The 17283-nt window shown below is 73.7% G+C and carries 11 protein-coding genes; 2 read left to right on the forward strand and 9 right to left on the reverse strand.

All coding sequences use genetic code 11. From position 1 onward, the window contains the following. Nucleotide 1 precedes the first annotated feature (1 nt). From ACZ4TG_RS09660 to ACZ4TG_RS09685, 6 genes are all read right to left on the reverse strand, one after another. Nucleotides 2-901, reverse strand: a complete 900-nt coding sequence (locus ACZ4TG_RS09660; RefSeq protein WP_468161073.1) for a nitroreductase family protein — start codon at nt 899-901, stop codon at nt 2-4. After that, complete coding sequence (locus ACZ4TG_RS09665; RefSeq protein ID WP_468161074.1) at nt 898-2034, reverse strand: SagB/ThcOx family dehydrogenase; 1137 nt, start codon at nt 2032-2034, stop codon at nt 898-900. The genes ACZ4TG_RS09660 and ACZ4TG_RS09665 overlap by 4 nt, the downstream gene beginning before the upstream one ends. A gap of 8 nt (nt 2035-2042) precedes the next feature. After that, nucleotides 2043-2192, reverse strand: coding sequence for a hypothetical protein (locus tag ACZ4TG_RS09670; RefSeq protein ID WP_468161075.1), 150 nt, complete (start codon nt 2190-2192; stop codon nt 2043-2045). Nucleotides 2193-2244: 52 nt separating this feature from the next. Continuing rightward, nucleotides 2245-5544, reverse strand: a complete 3300-nt coding sequence (locus ACZ4TG_RS09675) for a tetratricopeptide repeat protein (RefSeq protein WP_468161076.1) — start codon at nt 5542-5544, stop codon at nt 2245-2247. 213 nt (nt 5545-5757) lie between these two features. Then, a complete protein-coding gene (locus ACZ4TG_RS09680; RefSeq protein ID WP_468161077.1) occupies nt 5758-7068 on the reverse strand; it encodes a tachylectin-related carbohydrate-binding protein in 1311 nt (436 codons plus the stop codon). A 338-nt stretch (nt 7069-7406) separates the two neighbouring features. Then, nucleotides 7407-8615: a serine hydrolase domain-containing protein gene (locus tag ACZ4TG_RS09685; RefSeq protein ID WP_468161078.1), complete on the reverse strand. Its 1209-nt coding sequence runs from the start codon at nt 8613-8615 to the stop codon at nt 7407-7409. A gap of 209 nt (nt 8616-8824) precedes the next feature. Between ACZ4TG_RS09685 and ACZ4TG_RS09690 the strand changes: the two genes are divergently transcribed. Beyond that, nucleotides 8825-11470: a SpoIIE family protein phosphatase gene (locus tag ACZ4TG_RS09690; protein ID WP_468161079.1), complete on the forward strand. Its 2646-nt coding sequence runs from the start codon at nt 8825-8827 to the stop codon at nt 11468-11470. 64 nt (nt 11471-11534) lie between these two features. Here ACZ4TG_RS09690 and ACZ4TG_RS09695 read toward each other — a convergent pair whose 3' ends face one another. Continuing rightward, nucleotides 11535-12515: an alpha/beta fold hydrolase gene (locus tag ACZ4TG_RS09695; RefSeq protein ID WP_468161460.1), complete on the reverse strand. Its 981-nt coding sequence runs from the start codon at nt 12513-12515 to the stop codon at nt 11535-11537. Further along, nucleotides 12515-15121: a YfhO family protein gene (locus ACZ4TG_RS09700; RefSeq protein WP_468161080.1), complete on the reverse strand. Its 2607-nt coding sequence runs from the start codon at nt 15119-15121 to the stop codon at nt 12515-12517. Before ACZ4TG_RS09700 ends, ACZ4TG_RS09695 begins: the two co-directional genes overlap by 1 nt. A gap of 187 nt (nt 15122-15308) precedes the next feature. Between ACZ4TG_RS09700 and ACZ4TG_RS09705 the strand changes: the two genes are divergently transcribed. Next, a complete protein-coding gene (locus ACZ4TG_RS09705) occupies nt 15309-15671 on the forward strand; it encodes a hypothetical protein (protein WP_468161081.1) in 363 nt (120 codons plus the stop codon). A gap of 31 nt (nt 15672-15702) precedes the next feature. Here ACZ4TG_RS09705 and ACZ4TG_RS09710 read toward each other — a convergent pair whose 3' ends face one another. After that, on the reverse strand, nt 15703-16959 hold the full coding sequence (locus ACZ4TG_RS09710; protein ID WP_468161082.1) for a glycosyltransferase 87 family protein: 1257 nt from the start codon (nt 16957-16959) through the stop codon (nt 15703-15705). Nucleotides 16960-17283 lie beyond the last annotated feature (324 nt).

A 17283-nucleotide genomic window follows, 5' to 3' on the forward strand; every position in this document is an offset into this window, starting at 1 on the left:
GCTAGTCGTGGGGCGGGCGCTTGTGCCCGACCGTGACGGTGTAGAGGGGGTACTCCCGGGCCGCCAGGCCCAGCAGCGCGCCGAGGCGGCGGTCGTTGGTGGCCGGGGTGATCAGGCAGCCGAGGCCCAGGGCTTCGGCCGCGATGATCAGGTGCTGGCCCAGGCGGCCGACGTCGACGTAGAGCTCGCGCAGTGCCCGCTCGTACGGAAAGGCCCGCTGGCGCCCGTGCGTGTCGACCACCAGCACGAGCGTCACGGCCGCGGTGCGCGCCGCGGGCATGCCGCACATGAGGGCCGACATCTCCTCACGGAAGTCGCCGGCTGCGTCGCGGCCGACCGCGCGCCGGTCCGGGCGGACGCTCCACACTCCGTGGTCCAGGCCTTCGACGTCGTAGACCACCAGCCTCAGTCCGACCCCCGGGCCGAGGTCAAGGTCCGCGAGCGCGATGACGCCGGCCAGTTCGGCCGCGGTCACCGGCTTCGGGCCGAAGACCCGGACCGTGCGCCGGTCGACCAGCAGGCGGCCGGCGGTGAGGGCGGGCGGCGGGGGCGCCGGATCCGGCAGGCTCTGCCAGTCCTCGCGGCCCGGCGCGCGCGGACCGAGCGCTTCCGGGGCGCTCCCCCGCGCTTCGGCGCGCTCGGACCACAGGAGGTACTCCAGGCTGGGCCGCCACCCGTGCCCGGTCCAGTCCGCGACGGTGTCCTGCGGCGCTCCGGTCTCCGGCGCGGGGGCCGGGGCCGTCTCCAGGACCGCGCGCATGGCGGCTTCGGGGTCCAGCCTCCGCCGCGTACCGCTCAGGGCGTCCTCGAAGACGACCCGCCCGGTGGAGTCGGGGCGGACGACGGCGAGCCGGCCGTCCCCCTGGCGGGTCGGTCCGGGACGGGGCGGCGAGGGCGTCATCCGGAGCCTCCGAGCAGGCGCGTCGCGGCGATGGGGCATTCGGTCAGCGGGTCCAGGCCGAGGGCGGTCACGAAGGCTTCCGTGTCGAACCCTGCGGCGCCCCCGGCGCCGTCGAGGCGGCTGACCGGTGTCGCGCGCAGGCCCTGGGCGGCCGCCAGGAACTCGCACGTCCCCATCAGGTGCCCGACGTCCATGTGCACGGTGCGGAAGGTGCGCGGCTCCCGGTAGCGGTAGCGGTTGCGCGCGAAGACGGAGGTGTACAGGACCAGGGCCCACGGCTCGCCGGCCCCCGGTCCCGACGCCCCGTACCCGGCCGGAAGGTCCGTCTCGCCCGGGTCGGTGATCCGCTCCAGCTGCCGCTCCACCGCCGACACATGCCACCAGGCGTCCGGGAGGGAACCGACCCCGGCGGTGCGGACGTAGACCTCGGTGGGGTGGCGGCTGCCGCCGGAGGGGCTGGTCTTGCGCAGGGCGGGCGCCGCTCCGGGCCACGGCAGGGGCGACTCCCCGACCGGGCAGGCCAGGAGGGACAGCAGGCCCTTCAGGGCTTCGGCCGTCAGCGGCTGCCCGGAGGGACGGCGGGTGGTGAGCGGCGCCGGAGCCAGGGCCGGTTCGGGCGGTGGCAGTTCGCGGAGTTCGTGCGCCGCGCCGCCGTAGGAGGTGGCCCGGTCCGTGTCGCGCCGTTCGGCCGCGTAGCGGTGCATGCGGCGGGTGTCCTCGTCGCTGCTGCCGTCCGGCCGGTACGTCTCGAACTCGTAGCCGTACGTCTGGAAGTGGTACGCGGCGGCTGCCTCCCAGCCCGCGGCGCTCCACTCGGCGAGCTCGGTGCGCAGCACGTGGTGCGGCTCGTCCTCGGCGGGCGCCAGGAACTCCGCGTCGAGGAGCCGCCTGATGGTCCCGCGCACCCGCTGCTCGGTCGCGTGGCCGGCCAGCTCCCCGGCGAGTTCCTTGGGAGACACGGGCGTTGCGGCGCGTACGAGTACGGCGGCGGCCAGGGTGTCGACCCGGTAGCCGGTGCGATCGCCGGTGCGGGTCAGCAGCCACCCGTCCGCGGTCCGCTGGAGACGGACCAACGGATGGATGGACAACGGCAGTTCACCCGGAAGGTCCACCGGGAACTCGGCCGATGTCACCTCGGCGGCTACTCGTCCGGGGTCGGGTTGGCGCAGGAGCCCTGGATCAGGGCCGTTCCGAAGAGGTCGACCTCCTGGAACTCCGGCTCTTCGTCCACGAGGAGGGTCGTGCTCGCGTCGTCCATACCGGCGCGTTCCTGCACGGAGCGTTGGGTCATACGTGCCTCCCACAACAAAGGTGTGTTGGTGCAGAGTTGACGCGGCCCGACGTTAGCCACCTCCGGGGCGCCCGGCAATGGGGCCTCCCGAACGCTCCCGAGCCGGACCGTGATCGCCTTCCGCCCCTCGTGCGGCGGCGGAGACGATCCGGCCGCACTCCCGCGCGCGCTCCGCCAATCCGTCCTCCCGGGTGGCGAGTTCGGCGAGGTAGAGGCGCAGGTCCGTGAGGACGTCGTGGCCCGGGTCCGTCGCGAGGAAGCGCTCGGCGGCCTCAGCCACCCCACCGAGGCTGCCGGACACCAGAACCCGGAGCAGCTGGAAGGCGGCGTCGGCCAACGGGTTCCCCGGCGGGCGGTCCAGCAGTTCGGTCCACTGCTCCGCGCAGGCAGCGAGACCGGATTCGACCGTCTCGAGCATGGTCATCTCGAACATGAGGTCAAGGTCGTCGGGCTGGGCCGCGAGGGCCCGCGCGAGGTCCTCGCGGGCGCCCGCGAGGTCTCCCATCTGGCGTCGGGTGACACCGCGCTGGCCGAGGTACCAGGCGTCGTCGGGCTCCAGGTCGAGGGCGGCGGTGAAGTCGCCGACGGCCTGCTCGTAACGGCCCGTCTGACGGTGGGTCTCGCCGCGGCCCGAGAACGCCCACGCGTACGCGGGGTCCAGTTCCAGGGCGGCGGTGTAGTCACGTACGGCCTGCTCGTAGCGGCCCGTCTGACGGTGGACCTCTCCGCGGGAGCCCAGGGCCCAGGCGAGGGTGCCGTCGAGTTCCAGGGCGGCGGTGAGATCGGCGAGGGCCCGGTCGAAGTGGCCGGCCTGATGGTGGGCCTGCCCGCGGGAGCCCAGGGCCCACGCGTACGCCGGGTCGCGGTCCAGGACGGCATCGAAGTCGCTGATGGCCTGCTCGTACCGGCCGGCCAGCCGGTGGGCCTCTCCGCGTTCGGCATGCACCCAGGCGAGGTCCGGGTCGATGTCCAGGGCGGCCGTGAGGTCCGTGACGGCCCTGTCGAGGTGGCCGGCCTGCCGGTGGGCCTCCCCGCGTACCCCGAGGGCCCAGGCGAGGGCGGGGTCGATGTCCAGCGCCGCGGTGAGATCGGCGACGGCCTGGTCGAAGCGGCCGGCCGCGCGATGGGTCTCGCCGCGGGAGCCGAGGGCCCAGGCGAAGGTGGGGTCGAGTTCCAGGGCCGCGGTGTAGTCGCCGACCGCCTCGTCGTAGCGGCCGGCCTGGTGGTGGGTCGCTCCGCGGGAACCCAGGACCCAGGCGAGGGTCGGGTCGAGTTCCAGGGCCGCGGTGAGGTCCGCGACGGCCCGGTCCAGGTCGCCGGCGCCGCGGTGGGCCTGCCCGCGGGAGCCCAGGGCCCACGCGTAGGTCGGGTCACGTTCCAGGGAGGCGGTGAAGTCGCCGATCGCGTCCTCGAAGCGGCCCGCCTGATGGTGGGCTTCGCCGCGCTCGGCGAGGGCCCAGGCGTCCGTCGGATCGAGTTCGAGGGAGGCGTTGAGATCGGCCATGGCCTGGTCGTACCGGCCGGCCTGCTGGTGCGCTTCGCCGCGCCGGGCGAGGGCCCATGCGTAGGCCGGGTCCAGGTCGAGGGCGGCCGTGAGGTCGGCGACGGCCCGGTCGGTGTTTCCGAGCCAGCGGTAGGTGTTGCCCCGGAAGGCCCAGGCCCGGGAGTTCAGCGGGTCGGCCGCGACGGCCCGGTCGAGTTCGGCGCAGGCCTGCTCGTCGAGTTCGGCAAGGTAGAGGTGGCGGCCCCGGTAGGTGTGGGCCCAGGCCCGGGCGGTGGGGGCCAGGTGGCCGTGGCCGAGCAGCGCGGTGAGAGCGGCCAGGGCGGGCTCGTCGGCGGCCACGGCCTTCTGCAGCAGGTCGGCCCAGAGCAGCAGGGCCGGATCCGCGGTGTCACGGGCCGCTTGCTCCAAGGAGTCGGCCCACTGCCGCAGGACCGCCGTGTCCTGTCCGGCGGCGTGGACGGCCTGCTCCAGCGCGGCCGCCAGATGGGCCGAGGGCCGTGCGCAGAGCCGGTGGTACGTCTCGTCGAGGTGGTGCCGGCGCCACCGGGGATCGCCCCACCGCTTCGCGTCGGGCAGACCCTGCTCGGCGGCCGTCCGCCACGCGGCGTGGGAGTCGGCGAGCCTGTGGTGGGCGGCGGTCCAGCGCTGGGGGGAGCGGGTGCGCTGCTGTCGCACCATGCTCGCGCGCACCACCGCGTGGTACTGCTTGAAGTCGCCGTGGCCGGTGACGAACGGCTGCCCGCACAGCCACGGCCACAGGCCCAGTGCCTCCTGGGGTACTGCGGCGGCGAACACGTCCTCGTTCAGCTGCGGTGCCAGCGCGCACGCCAGTACGGCCTCGCGCTGCCCGCTGTCCGTGATCCACTGCACGAACCGCTCGACCGCCGCGTCCACCACGTCGCCGCCCGAGTCCACGTCCTCGGCGGCCCCGGGCTGGGCCAGCGCGAGGAGTTCCACCAGCAGGGGCAGCCCCATCGACAGCTGCCACACCGCCTCCGCGACCCCCGGCTGCGTCACTCCCCTGGCCGCCAGCAGCGTCCGGGTCTCCGCCTCGGTGAACTCCTCCAGCGGTACGTCGGCCACCAGGGGCCGCAGCGCCGCCCACTCCCGTTCCTCCAGTTCGTCGCGCCCGGCCAGCACCACCATGAGGTTGGCCGGCGCCGGCCCGAACGCGTCGTCCAGCAGGTCCCGCAGCCAGTCGCCCAGGTAGCGTTCGGTCTGCTCCCAGGTGTCGAGGAACAGCACGACCCACGGATGCCGGCCGCTCAGCCGGACCAGCTCGGAGACGAACGCCCGGCTCACACCCACGGCGTCGCCCGCCCGCGCCCGACGGCCCCGGCCCCGCGCCCCGGCCCGCAGCCGGTCCAGCCCCTGGGCCGCGGCGTCCGGGTTCGCCATCGCGGTCACCACTCCGGCTCCGGGGATCAGCGAGGCCGCGCCGAAAGCGGCCTGGGCCACCATCTGGCTCGACAGGGACGCCTGGCCCGCCGCCGCTGCGGCGCCCTCGGACGGCATCGGCGCGTCAGCGGCCTGCTGCTCGCGCCGGTACTGCTCGGCGGCCCGGTCGAACTCCTTGAGGGGGCTCGTCTGCTCCGCCAACTGCCGTGCCAGCTCGGTCAGGGCCTGGCGCACCCCGTGGACATCGCCCTCGTCCACCACCGCGGTCACCGCGCCCGCACGTCGCGCCGTCTCCTGCCACTGCCGCAGGAGGGTGGACTTGCCGACCCCGCCCACCCCGCGCACGTGGAACAGGAACTCGGCCGGGTCCTCCTCCCCCTCCGGGTCCTTCGCGAGGTTCTCCGCGAACAGCGACAACTGCGCCCGCCGGCCCACGAACTGCGCTTGCACCCGCCGACGGATCAGCTCACCGCGCGATCGGCGCGGACGTCCCGGCCCCGACATGCTCCCCACCCCCGCCTGCTCGGCCCGCCGCGCCGGCCCTCTGCGGCGGCGGCTCCCGCCAGCAGTATCCCCGCCCGCCGCGGCTCCCGGCCGGGGATCGCCACGGATTCCCGGCCGGGAGGTCGTCGGCGGCCTCGGCCGAGCCGGGTCGCCGGCGGCCTAGCCGCCGATGACCTTGTCGTAGCGCAGCGCCACGTAGCCGGAGGCGGCGTGGCCGGCGATCCGGGCGTCCGATCCGCCGTTGAGGTAGTCCTGGCCGCGCATCATGTCGTCGGAGGTGTTGGCCTCGTGGATGTAGGAGAACTTCCCGGCGCCCTTGTCGACCCACTTCTCGAAGAGCACGACGTGACCGTCCAGGGTGTTGAGGGCGTCCCCCGGCTGGAGGTCGGACTTGGAGATGACGGTGCCGGCGCTGTCGATGTCCCGGGTCGTGTAACTCCGGCCGGCGTGCCAGGCCATGGAGACGAAGCCGGAACAGTCGGTGCGGTAGCGGTGGTCCGCGTCGGGGTCGGTCGCCGTGGCGCCCTGGTTGTACGGGACGTCGCGGGCCAGCCAGTTCGCGGCGCGGCTCATGATCTCGCTGCGGGCGATCTGGCCGCCCTGGGTGGACGGCGTCGGGTTGGGCGGTGTCGGGGGCCGGTAGGTGCAGTCGTTGGCGAAGGCGGAGAGCAGGGTCTGGGTCCAGCCGCTGCTGTCGACCGGGTCGGCGGGGTGGTAGGCGATGTCGCTGCCCTTGCCGTCGGTGGGGTCGGCGTCGTGGTACCAGTACATGCCGCCGTTCGTACGGCCGTAGTAGAGGCCGCCACCGGGCGAGACGAGGCTGTCGACCGCAGACCAGCCGTCGCTCTTGAGTTCCGAACGCTCCCAGTCCCCCACGCCGTTGACCTGGTAGGAGAGCAGCTTGCCGTCGGCCGTGGAGGCGATGAGGACGTCGTCGCCCGCGGCGGCGAGCGTCTTGAGGGTGAAGCCCTCGTCGATCACCGCGTGCTTGGCGATGTGGGCGGGTCCGCTGGGCTTGGGCTGGGAGACGTTGTAGCGGTGGAGCTGGCCGGCGACCGTGCCGTAGAGGTGGCCGGCGCCGTCGTAGGTCATCTTGTCGAAGGTCCAGCCGCTCTCCCAGATCTTCGTGACGCCCGCCAGGGCCAGTGCGTTGTCGTTGGTCTGGATGTCGACGCGGTACAGCTCGCCGGCCGTCGAGGTCACGAGGACGGTGTTGAAGTTCAGGGTGGCCATGGCTTTGGGCGTGAAGCCGAGGGCGGGGCCGATCAGGGTCTTGACCCGGTCTCCGGTGTCGGGGGCTATCGCCGTGTACGTCAGGCGGCCGTCGGCGAGCGTGCCGTACACGGAGACGTCTCCGCCGCAGATGGCGGCGGCCTGGGCGGGAGCCGAGGTGAAGGTGACCAGGGCGAGGGTCGTGGCCCCGAAGGCGACGGTGGCGGCGGACCGGCGGAAGGCATGGCGAAGCTGCACGGATGGCTCCTGTGAAGGGGGGAGGACGGGGCGAGGCCGCCACGGGCTGTTTCTGCGGGGCCTGCTGCGCGTCGGGCCTCGACACGGGCCGGACCGGTCGGCCGTCCCGCTCATCGGCTGACGGCAAGAACCTAGGGGGGCCGGGAATCCCGGAGCTATCACGGCGCCCGTCGCGGCGCTATCACCGCTGCTGTCGCTGCTGCTGTCTCGGCCGCCTACGCCGTCACCGGCGCATGCCGTACGTCACACGGCTGTGCGCGGGCGCACGAAGAAGCCCCCTTCGCCGCATGGAAGGGGGCTGTCGTCGTCTGGGGGCCGCTGCCACCGGCCGGGGGAGGTCAGTCGGCCTTGAGCCGGTGCTCGGGGGTGAGGGCCGCGGCGATGCGTTCGGCGATGGTCTGGGCCGAGTTGGTCCCGGGGCTCTTGGGGCCCATCGTCGTACTGACGGCGATCGAGAGCTGCTCGCTCGGCAGGTAGGCCTGCATGGCCGCGTAGCCCGAGAACGACGGGTTCGTCAGGATCCAGTCATTGATGACGATGAGACCGAATCCGAAGTGCTGGGAGGCCTTGTTGGTCAGGCAGACGGTGGCCGGGCAGGCGGTCGTGGCGTGCCCCAGGCCGACCGTGCCCGGGTCGAGCTGGGTCTTGAAGGACTGCGGCGACAGCAGCTCGCCGGTGCCGATGGCACGGGCCGAGCGGGCCAGGTCGCAGATGTCCTGGGTCAGGACCGCGCCGGGAGCGGTGGTCCACGAGGGGTTCCAGTAGGTGGATTCCTCATAGGTGCCGCGCTCGGAGGTGAAGGCGTGGAGCACGGGCGCCGGGATCTGCGGGGTGTCCTGGTTGCTCGTCCGGCTCAGTCCGAGCGGTCCCATGACCTGCTCGGTGAGCAGCCGGTCCAGCGGGCGGCCGCTGATCTTCTCCAGGGCGGCGCCGAGGATCTGGAAGTTGGCGTGGGAGTAGCTCCAATTGGTGCCCGGCTTGTACCAGAGCGGGTGCGCGGTGGAGATCCCGATCACCTCGGCCGGGGTCCACTCGCGGAAGGGGGCGGCTTCGACGGCGTCCAGGAACTTCGGGTCCGTGACGTAGTCGTGGAGGCCGGACGTGGAGCTGCCCAGCATCCGCAGGGTGATCTCCGAGGCGTACGGCAGATCCGGCAGCCAGCGGGAGACCGGGTCGTCGAGCCGGGCCTTGCCCTGGTCGACGAGCCGGAGCAGCGTGGTCGCCATGTAGACGATGCCCACCGACCCCGTACGGAACCGCATCGACGGCTGGGCCGGGACACCGGTCATCGATTCACCGAGGGCGGTGGTGAGCACGTCCCGGGTCCCGGAGGTGACGCGCAGGACGACCGCGTTCAGGCCGAGCTCCCGCCGGGCCTGCTGGGCGATGGTGAGGATCCGGCGCGCCTCACCCTGCGCGGGGCCCTGGGTGCTCACACAGCTCGGCGCCTCGGTGGCGGCGGAGACGGGGGCGGCAGCGGTCCCGGCCGGGAGGATCGCGGCGATCAGACCGGCGACGCACAGCAAGGCCGTACGCGTACGACTCACCCCCACAGTCTGGGGGAGCGCGTGCGGGGCCGCACGCCGCGCCGGAACGGGCCAGGCCACAGCCCGCTCCCGACCGGAAGAGTCCCCCGCGACCACCCGCCGTGCTTGTCCTGTCAACCAAAAGGGTCCGCGCGGATCCGGACCGTGGGTGCGCAGCAGTGCTACAAATAGTTTGTGACCCATCCTTGCAACCCGTACCGGGGACGTCGGTGCGGTCACTGAGCCGGAATCGGCCCCGCAGCGTCGCCCGACAGGTATTCGTCCTTCAGGTGGCGATCGTGGTGCTGCTCGCCGCCGGAGCGGTCCTGGCGCTGGTGCTCCAGTCGCGCCACGACATCGACCGGGAGGCCCGTACCCGGTCGGTCGCGGTCGCCGAGACCTTCGCCCACTCGATCGGGCTGCATGCGGCCCTGCAGTCCCCCGATCCCTCGAAGCTCCTCCAGCCGCTCACCGAGGAGACGCGCAAGCAGGCCGGGGTCGACTTCATCGTCGTGATGGACACCAACGGCATCCGCTACACGCATCCCCTCCCCGACCGCATCGGCAAGCGGTTCGTGGGCACGATCGCGCCCTCGCTGGCCGGCAAGGTGCACACCGAGAGCGTGCAGGGCCCGCTGGGCAAGGAGATCCAGGCCGTGGTGCCGGTCTTCGCGCCCGACGGCCGGGTCGAGGCGCTGGTGTCGGCCGGTCTCACGGTGAAGAGCGTGACGGGCCTGGTGAACCGGCAGCTCCCCGTCATCCTCGGGGCCAGCGCGGCCGGCCTCGCCCTGGCCACGGCGGGGGCGTGGCTGATCAGCCGGCGCCTGCGCAGGCAGACGCACGGGCTCGGCCCCCTCGAGATGACGCGCATGTACGAGCATCACGACGCGGTGCTGCACGCCGTCCGCGAAGGGGTGCTGATCACCGATGGCAGCGGGCAGCTGCTGCTCGCGAACGACGAGGCGAAACGTCTGCTCAGGCTGCCGCCCGATGCCGAGGGGCAGAACGTCGGACAGCTGCCGGGGCTCGACCGGCCCCTCGCCGACCTCCTGCTCTCCCGCCGGGTGGCCACCGACGAGGTGCACGAGGCCGGGGAGCGGCTCCTGGTGATCAACCAGAGGCCGACACGCCCCGGCGGCGGACCCGAGGGGGCCGCGGTGACCATCCGCGACTCCACCGAGATGCGCATCCTCAGCACCCGGGCCGAGGCGGTCCGCCGACGGCTGAGGCTGCTGTACGACGCCGGCGTCGGGGTCGGCACCACCCTCGACGTGGAGCAGACCGCCCAGGAGCTGGCGGACGTGGCCGTACCCCGCTTCGCGGACTTCGCGACCGTGGAACTGGCCGAGGCCGTCCTGCACGGCGACGAGCCCACCAGCACCACGCCCGACCTGCTCCGCACCGGCTTCAGCGGCATCCGCGACGACGTCCCGCTCTACCCGCGCGGCAGGCTGATCGACTTCGTGCCCTCCACGCCTCAGGCGCGCGGCCTCAGCAGCGGCCGGGCCGAGCTGATCCCCGTCCTGGCCGATGCCCCGGGCTGGTACGCGCAGGACCCGGAGCGGGCGCGGGCCATCCTCGACTACGGCGTCCACTCCCTGATCACGGCGCCCCTCAAGGCCCGTGGTGTGGTGCTCGGCCTGGTCAACTTCTGGCGCTCGCAGAAGCCCGAACCCTTCGACGAAGAGGACCTGTCGCTGGCGGAGGAGCTCGTGGCCCGGGCCGGGATCACCATCGACAACGCGCGCCGCTACACCCGGGAGCACGCCCTGGCCGTGACGCTCCAGCGGAGCCTGCTGCCCCGTGACCTTCCCGAGCAGAACGCCGTCGAGGTCGCCCATTTCTACCTGCCCGCGCAGTCCGGCGTGGGCGGCGACTGGTTCGACGTGATCCCGCTCCCCGGCAGCCGGGTCGCGCTCGTCGTCGGCGACGTCGTCGGCCACGGCCTCCACGCGGCGGCGGCCATGGGCCGGCTGCGCACGGCCGTGCTCAACTTCTCGTCCCTGGACCTGCCTCCCGACGAGCTGCTGGCCCGTCTCGACGACCTCGTCCAGTACATCGACCAGGGCGGGGAGGGCGGCGCCGACGGCAGCCTGCTCGGGGCCACCTGCCTCTACGCGGTGTACGACTCGGTGACGCAGCGCTGCACGGTGGCGCGGGCCGGGCACATGCCACCGGCCGTCGTCCGGCCGGACGGCAGCGTGGAGATCCCGGAACTGCCCGCGGGAGCCCCGCTGGGGCTGGGCGGTTTCCCCTTCGAGTCGACGGAGCTGGACCTGAGCGAGGGCAGTCAGCTGGTGCTGTACACCGACGGGCTGATCGAGGACCGGGTCCGGGACATCGACGAGGGGCTCCGCCTGCTCCGCTCGGCCCTGGCCCACGCCGACCGCAAGCCCGAGGAGACCTGCCGGGCCGTCCTGGAGCAGCTGCTGCCGGTGCACCCGCGTGATGACGTGGCGCTGCTGGTCGCCCGGACATCGGCGCTGAGCCCGGATCGCCTCGCGGAGTGGGAGGTGCCCTTCGAACCGAGCGCGGTCGGGTCCCTGCGGTCCCTCGCCGTGGCGAAGCTGGAGGAGTGGGGCCTGTCCGAGCTCGCCTTCGGTACGGAGCTGGTACTGAGCGAGCTGATCACCAACGCCATCCGCCACGGCTCCGCGCCGGTCCGCGTGCGGCTCCTGTTCGACCAGGTGCTCACCTGCGAGGTCTTCGACGGGAGCAGCAGCTCACCGCGCCTGCACTACGCCACCACCACGGACGAGGGCGGCCGGGGGCTCTTCCTCGTGGCCCAGATCAGCCGCCGCTGGGGAGCCCGGTACACCCCCGAGGGCAAGGTCATCTGGTCGGAGCAGCTGCTGCCGGAGCCGGAAGGGGACTGACCGGCCCGGCCGCCGGGACCGGCCCGGCTCTGAGGCCGGGTCCGGCCCCGGCTGCTGAGCGCCTTCAGCCGGGCAGGGCGGCGAGCCAGTCGATGAGGATCCGGTCGACCTCTTCGGGGCGTTCCTGCTGGATCCAGTGGCCGCAGCCGTCGAGGATGTGGGAGGAGAGCAGGCCGGGCAGCGTGACGGGGTACGCCTTGATCGCGTCGGCCAGCCAGGTGGTGGAGGCGTCCATGCCGCCGCCGATGAACAGGGACGGCTGCTTGATGGGGGCGCCGTCGAAGTCGGCCAGGTCCTCCCAGTCCCGGTCCATGTTCCGGTACCGGTTGAGGCCCCCGCTCATGCCGGTGCGCTCGAACTCCCCCGCGTAGACGTCGAGGTCGCTCTCGCTGAGCCAGCCGGGCAGTCGCCCGGCGGGGAACCGGTCGCGCATCGCCGCGCCCCGGGCGATGAAGTGCGGGTCCGGGGCGCCGGGTGCGGCCATGGTGTCCGCGGACAGTGCGGCGTAGATGCCCGCGAGCCAGCCGCGTACGTCGGGCTCGATCTCGGCCTCGGCGCGTCCGGGCTGCTGGAAGTAGGAGACGTAGAACTCCTCGTCCCCGCCCATGCGCGCGAAGACCTCGCTGGGGCGCGGTCCGCCGCGCGGGCTGTAGGGAACGCTGAGCAGCCCCACCGCGTGGAACACGTCCGGCCTGACCAGCGCGGAGCCGGCCGCGATGTTCGCGCCCCAGTCGTGGCCGACGATCACCGCGGACCGCTCGCCCAGGGCGTGCACCACCGCCACGTTGTCCTCGACCAGGTCGAGCATCCGGTAGGCATCCGTACCGGCGGGCCTGGAGGAACGGCCGTAGCCGCGCACGTCGACGGCGACCGCGCGGTACCCGGCCGCGGCCAGCGCCGGGAGTTGATGGCGCCAGGAGTACCAGGTCTCGGGGAAGCCGTGCACCAGCAGCACCAGCGGCCCCGCTCCCTGTTCCACCAGGTGGATCCGGCCCGCGGGCGACGGGACGAGCCGATGGGTGGCGGCCGTGGACTGCTGCGACATCATGCCTCCAGGACGATCGATCGGTGATGCGCCGAGGCCCGTGTGCGTCGCCGCTCGCGGACCGCACCCCCGAGGCCGACTGCCAACAGTACGGTCAACGCGAGAGCGCTGACCACCAGTCCGGTGTTCAGCCCGGGGGTGCGGTACGAGCAGGAGACGCGGGATCCCCCGGATCCCAGGTCCACGGCGATGAGCCCGGCGAGCGTCCCCGGCGCCTTCGCCGCGCGTCCGTCCACCGAGCAGGACCAGCCGTCCACGGCGGGGACCGAGACCACGGCTGTACCGGTGGTGTGCGGCGGGAAGACGGCCGCGATCGAGTGACCGCCCGCCGTGATCCGGCGAGGACCGGTGGCCTTCAACCGGTCGATCGCGGCGTCGAGTTCGGCGGGGTCGAGGCAGGCGAGGGGAGCCGCGGGGATGTGCTGGCCGCGGGCCGGTGCCAGCTTCAGGGTGATCCTGCCGTCCGCCGGGACCGTCCCGAGCGGCATCATCCCGTTGGCGGTCGTGTCCCATGCGGCCAGCCGCTCGTACACGGCGTCGCGGGAGCGCAGGGAGCCGGAGAACCAGGGGGCGTACACGAATGCCGGGGAACCGGGCTTGCAGGTGGCGGTGTACGTGGTCCAGGTACGGCCGGGCAGCCGCCGGCGGCCGCCGGCTCCGTCGGGGGTGACCCAGGGGGCTTCGGGACGCTCCAGGGCGGGCACCGTGTAGACCCTGGCGCCGAGCACCCGCTCCTGGCGGGCGAAGACGGACTCGTGAGGTTCGGCTGCGGCGGGCGCGCCCTGACGGAGGGTGACCACCGGGGGCGCGGCCGCGGTCGCCCGGGTGAATCCGGTCGGGCCGTCCGCTTCGAGGTAGCTGCTGACACCCATGATCGCGCGGCCGACCGGGTCGGTGAAGCTGAGGGTGTGACGGCCCCTCATGTACCAGCCCGCGCCAAGCTGGTGCAGGGTGTCGGCGGTCCTCGCGGGCAGGTAACTGCTGTAGTAGGCGCCGCCCTGGCCGCCCAGCAGGAGCGGGTCGTTGTCGGCGAACTCGTGGGGGCCGGCGTCACTTCGGGTGACCGGCCAGCGCTCCTCGTCCCTGATCGCCCGGTACGCCGTCAGCGACTCGGCGTCGAGGGTCCGCTTCGGGCGCCACCAGTCGTCCTGGTCCCGCAGTTCGGTCACGGACAGGACGGTGGACACGGTGGCGGCGAACACCGTGCCGATCAGTGCGCCGGTGACGGCGGTCCGTGCGCCGGGGCCGCGTCGGCGGTGGAGGCGGCCCGGACGGTCGTGGCCGCCGGGGCGGTGGAGGCGGTGGAGCCACGCCAGGAGCGCCGCTGTCACGGCGCCTCCTGCCGCGGTGAGCGTCCACGTGGTGGGCGTGAGGTAGTCGCTGGCGCCGACGGAGAGGAGCAGCACGCCCAGCGTCCCGGCTCCGGCCAGCAGTTCCCGGGGGCGCGGCCGGGCGGCGAGGGCCAGCCAGGCCACGGCCACGAGCATGGCCGTGAGGGCGATGGAGGCGCGGTACGGGCCTCCGTTGGGCATGGCGAGGCCGTGCCAGAGCAGGATCGTCGGTGTCCAGACGTAGGAGAGGCCGACCAGGACGAGCAGGAGGCACCAGGCGGTCCGTTCCCTGCCCGGCACGCGCCGCATGAAGGGGTAGGTCAGGACCAGCAGCAGCGGCAGCACGCCGACGGAGATCAGGGGCCCGCTGGTGTGGAGGCCGCCGGGGAGCAGGTGGGCCAGGTAGTCGCCGAGTGCGGGCGGCAGGTAGGTGGCCTCCGGGGCCGGTTGGGACGCCTTGCTCGCGGTGAGGCTGACCGTGAGCGCGGGGGCGGTCAGCGCCGAGCCGACCGCCGTCATGGACAGGGCCCGCAGCAGGACGCGGCCCCGGTCGGCCGCGGGGCGTTCGTCGAGCAGGAGCCTGACCAGGAGGATCAGTCCCATGCCGAGGGTGGCCATGGCGGCGGTGTAGAAGTTTCCGGCCCAGGAGGCGAGGACGAGGAGGGTGCCGGGCACCCAGTGGCGGCGGCGCAGGCACCAGTCGTACGCGAAGCCGAGCAGCGGGAAGGCCACCAGCCCCCACATCCACATGGGGTCGGCGAAGCCCGTGGAGATCGTCCAGGCGCTGACTCCGTAGCCGACGGACAGCGCTGCGCGCAGCCAGGGCGAGCCGGGGCGCAGCCGGCCGAGGTAGAGCGTCATCAGGGCGGTGGCGAGACCGATGCAGAGCAGCGTGACGAGGAAGACCGGAATCTCGATCCGGTCCCGGGGGAAGAGCCCGACCAGCCAGGAGAACGGGTTCATCAGATAGGTGAAGAAGTCGGCCAGGAAGGGCACTCCGAAGCCGCTGCCCCAGTTGAAGGTCAAGTCCCCCTGGGCGTTGCCGTGCATCAGGTCCCACAGGTGGGCGTGGAAGGGGACGAACTGGTTTCCGAGGTCGTTGACCGCGCGCGAGCGGGCGCCGAAGGGGTAGGTGCCGTGCACGGCCATCGCGAGGCAGTAGGCACCCATGGAGACCGCGGCGGAGAGTGCGGCGGCCGGGCTCCGCGGGCCCTTCCGGGGCCGCGGGGGCAGGTCTGTGGTGGTGAGGCTTTCCGGGGGGATCGTCAGCAGCATGTCTTGCCGTTCGCTGTTCGTTCGGACATCAATCCGGCCTCGGCGGGGATCTGACTTCGTGACGGGTCCAGCCGCGCATCACCGTACGACACGGCCGGCTCCGCGCCGGGGAACGCACGGTCGCCGGGCGGCGTGCGGCGTGGGCGTGCGGTAGGGGGCGTGCGGTAGGGGGCGTGCGGCAGGGGGCGTGCGGTCGCGAACTCGCGCGCCGGACACCGGCGCTGAGGAACGGGGGACGGCATGGGAGCGGGCGCTGCGGCAGGGGGCGCTGGCCAACCTGCTCAGCCCGCACCCGTGGACGTTCTGGCTGACCACGGGTGCCCCGGTGCTGGTGGCGGCCTGGCGGCAGGGGCCGCCCGCCGCCGGCGGGTTCCTCCTCGGCTTCTACGCCCTGCTGGTGGGCAGCAAGGCCGTCCTCGCGGTCTCGGTGTCCCGGGCCCGGCGCCGCATCGGCACGCGGGGGTTCCGCCTCCTGCTCGGCGCGGCCGGTCTGCTGCTGGCCGCGTCCGTGCTGCTGCTCGCCGAGTTCGGCGCCGCCCTGCTCACCTGACCGCAGCGCCCGCGCCCGCCCCGCACGGCAGTTACGACGTCCAGGGCTGCGGGGCGTGTTCGACGTGTGCCCGGACCCGTTGCGGCCCCACGGTCCCCCGGTGGGTGGCGCGGCGGGGTTCCGCGATCGCCGCGAAGGTGAGGACCGCGCAGAGGGGGTACACGCAGGTCGCCACCGCGAGGGGCCAGGACATCGGCTGGGCCGCCACCTTGTGCAGGACGGGGACGATCCAGCAGGCCGTGGCCGCACTCCAGGCCACGGCGGCCGCCCGGGCGAGGGGGCGCCCGCGGGCGGGTCCGTAGCCGAGCCAGATCAGCGCGGGCAGCGCCCAGACCCAGTGGTGGCTCCAGGAGACCGGGCTGGCCAGGAGCCCGAAGAGCTGCACCGAGAGGAGCATCGCGAGGGTGTCGCCGCGACGCCGGGCCGCCCGCAGCGCCAGCCCGGCGACCGCGGCGGAGGCGAGCACGGCCAGCGGCCACCAGGGCCCGCCCTCACCCATGAGCCGGGCCAGGCAGCCGCGCAGGGACTGGTTCTCCACCGCGGCGGTCGGGCCGATGCGGCTGGTGTCGCCCATGACCTGGCCCCAGTAGCGGAGCGACTCCCGCAGCGCGACGGCGGCCGCCAGCGCCGCCGTGCCCAGGAAGACGAGCGCGGCCCACCCGGCGGTCGTCCACTTCCGGGCCGCGAGGAAGTACAGCGCGCAGACGGCCGGGGTGAGTTTGGCCCCGGCGCTCACCCCGATCCCGGCACCCGCCACCCAGGCCCTGCTGCGGGTGGCGGACCAGAGCGAGAGGGCGCCGAGGATCAGCCCGATCTGGCCGAGCCCGAGGCCGTGGCGCACCGGCTCCAGCCACAGGGCGACGGCCGTCCACAGCTGGACGTGCCGGGTGTCGTACGGGGCGCTGCCGGGCGGAAGCAGCCCCAGCGAGCCGCGGACCAGCACGACCGTCGCGGCGAGCGAGAGCGTGTGCCACAGCAGCACCGCCAGCCACCACGGAAGGCAGGACAGGGGCAGGAAGACCAGGGCCGCGAACGGCGGGTAGGTGAAGGGCAACCGCGGCGCGTCCGCGTCTGCCCGCAGGAGGCGGAAGTCGTAGAGGTGTCCGCTCAGCAGCTCGGGAGCCGCCTGGTAGTAGACGCGCAGGTCGAACATGTCCGTAGCCGTCACGGTGACCGTCATGTGCAGGACGGCGGAGCAGACCAGCACCGGCACGGAGCGCCGCACCAGCCGGCTCGTGACGGCTTCCACCGCGCCGCGGCCGGAGCGTTGCCGACCGGTGCCGGTCACGCGCGACCGGCCGTACGAGCGGGCCTCGGGGAGGCCGGGGGGCCCGGCAGCAGCTGCGCCCTCCCCGCGTGCGCCGGCCGTTGCGTACGGCACCAGATCCGGATCCGGCACCGGAGCCGGCCCGTTCTGCCCTGGCCGGCCACCGATGGCACGGCGGCGCGGCCGCACGCGCGCGCACCGTCGCGGGGCGCGGGCCGGGGCGCGGGTGGTGGCACGGGTCGGGTCGGGGGACGCGGCGCGCCGTCCGGCGCCGCGGCGCGTCCCGCCGGTCCGGCCCTCGACTCGTCGGAGACCTCCAGGGCGCGGACGGCCGCTCGGGCCGGC

It is taken from the genome of Streptomyces sp. NPDC028314 (genome assembly GCF_055565795.1).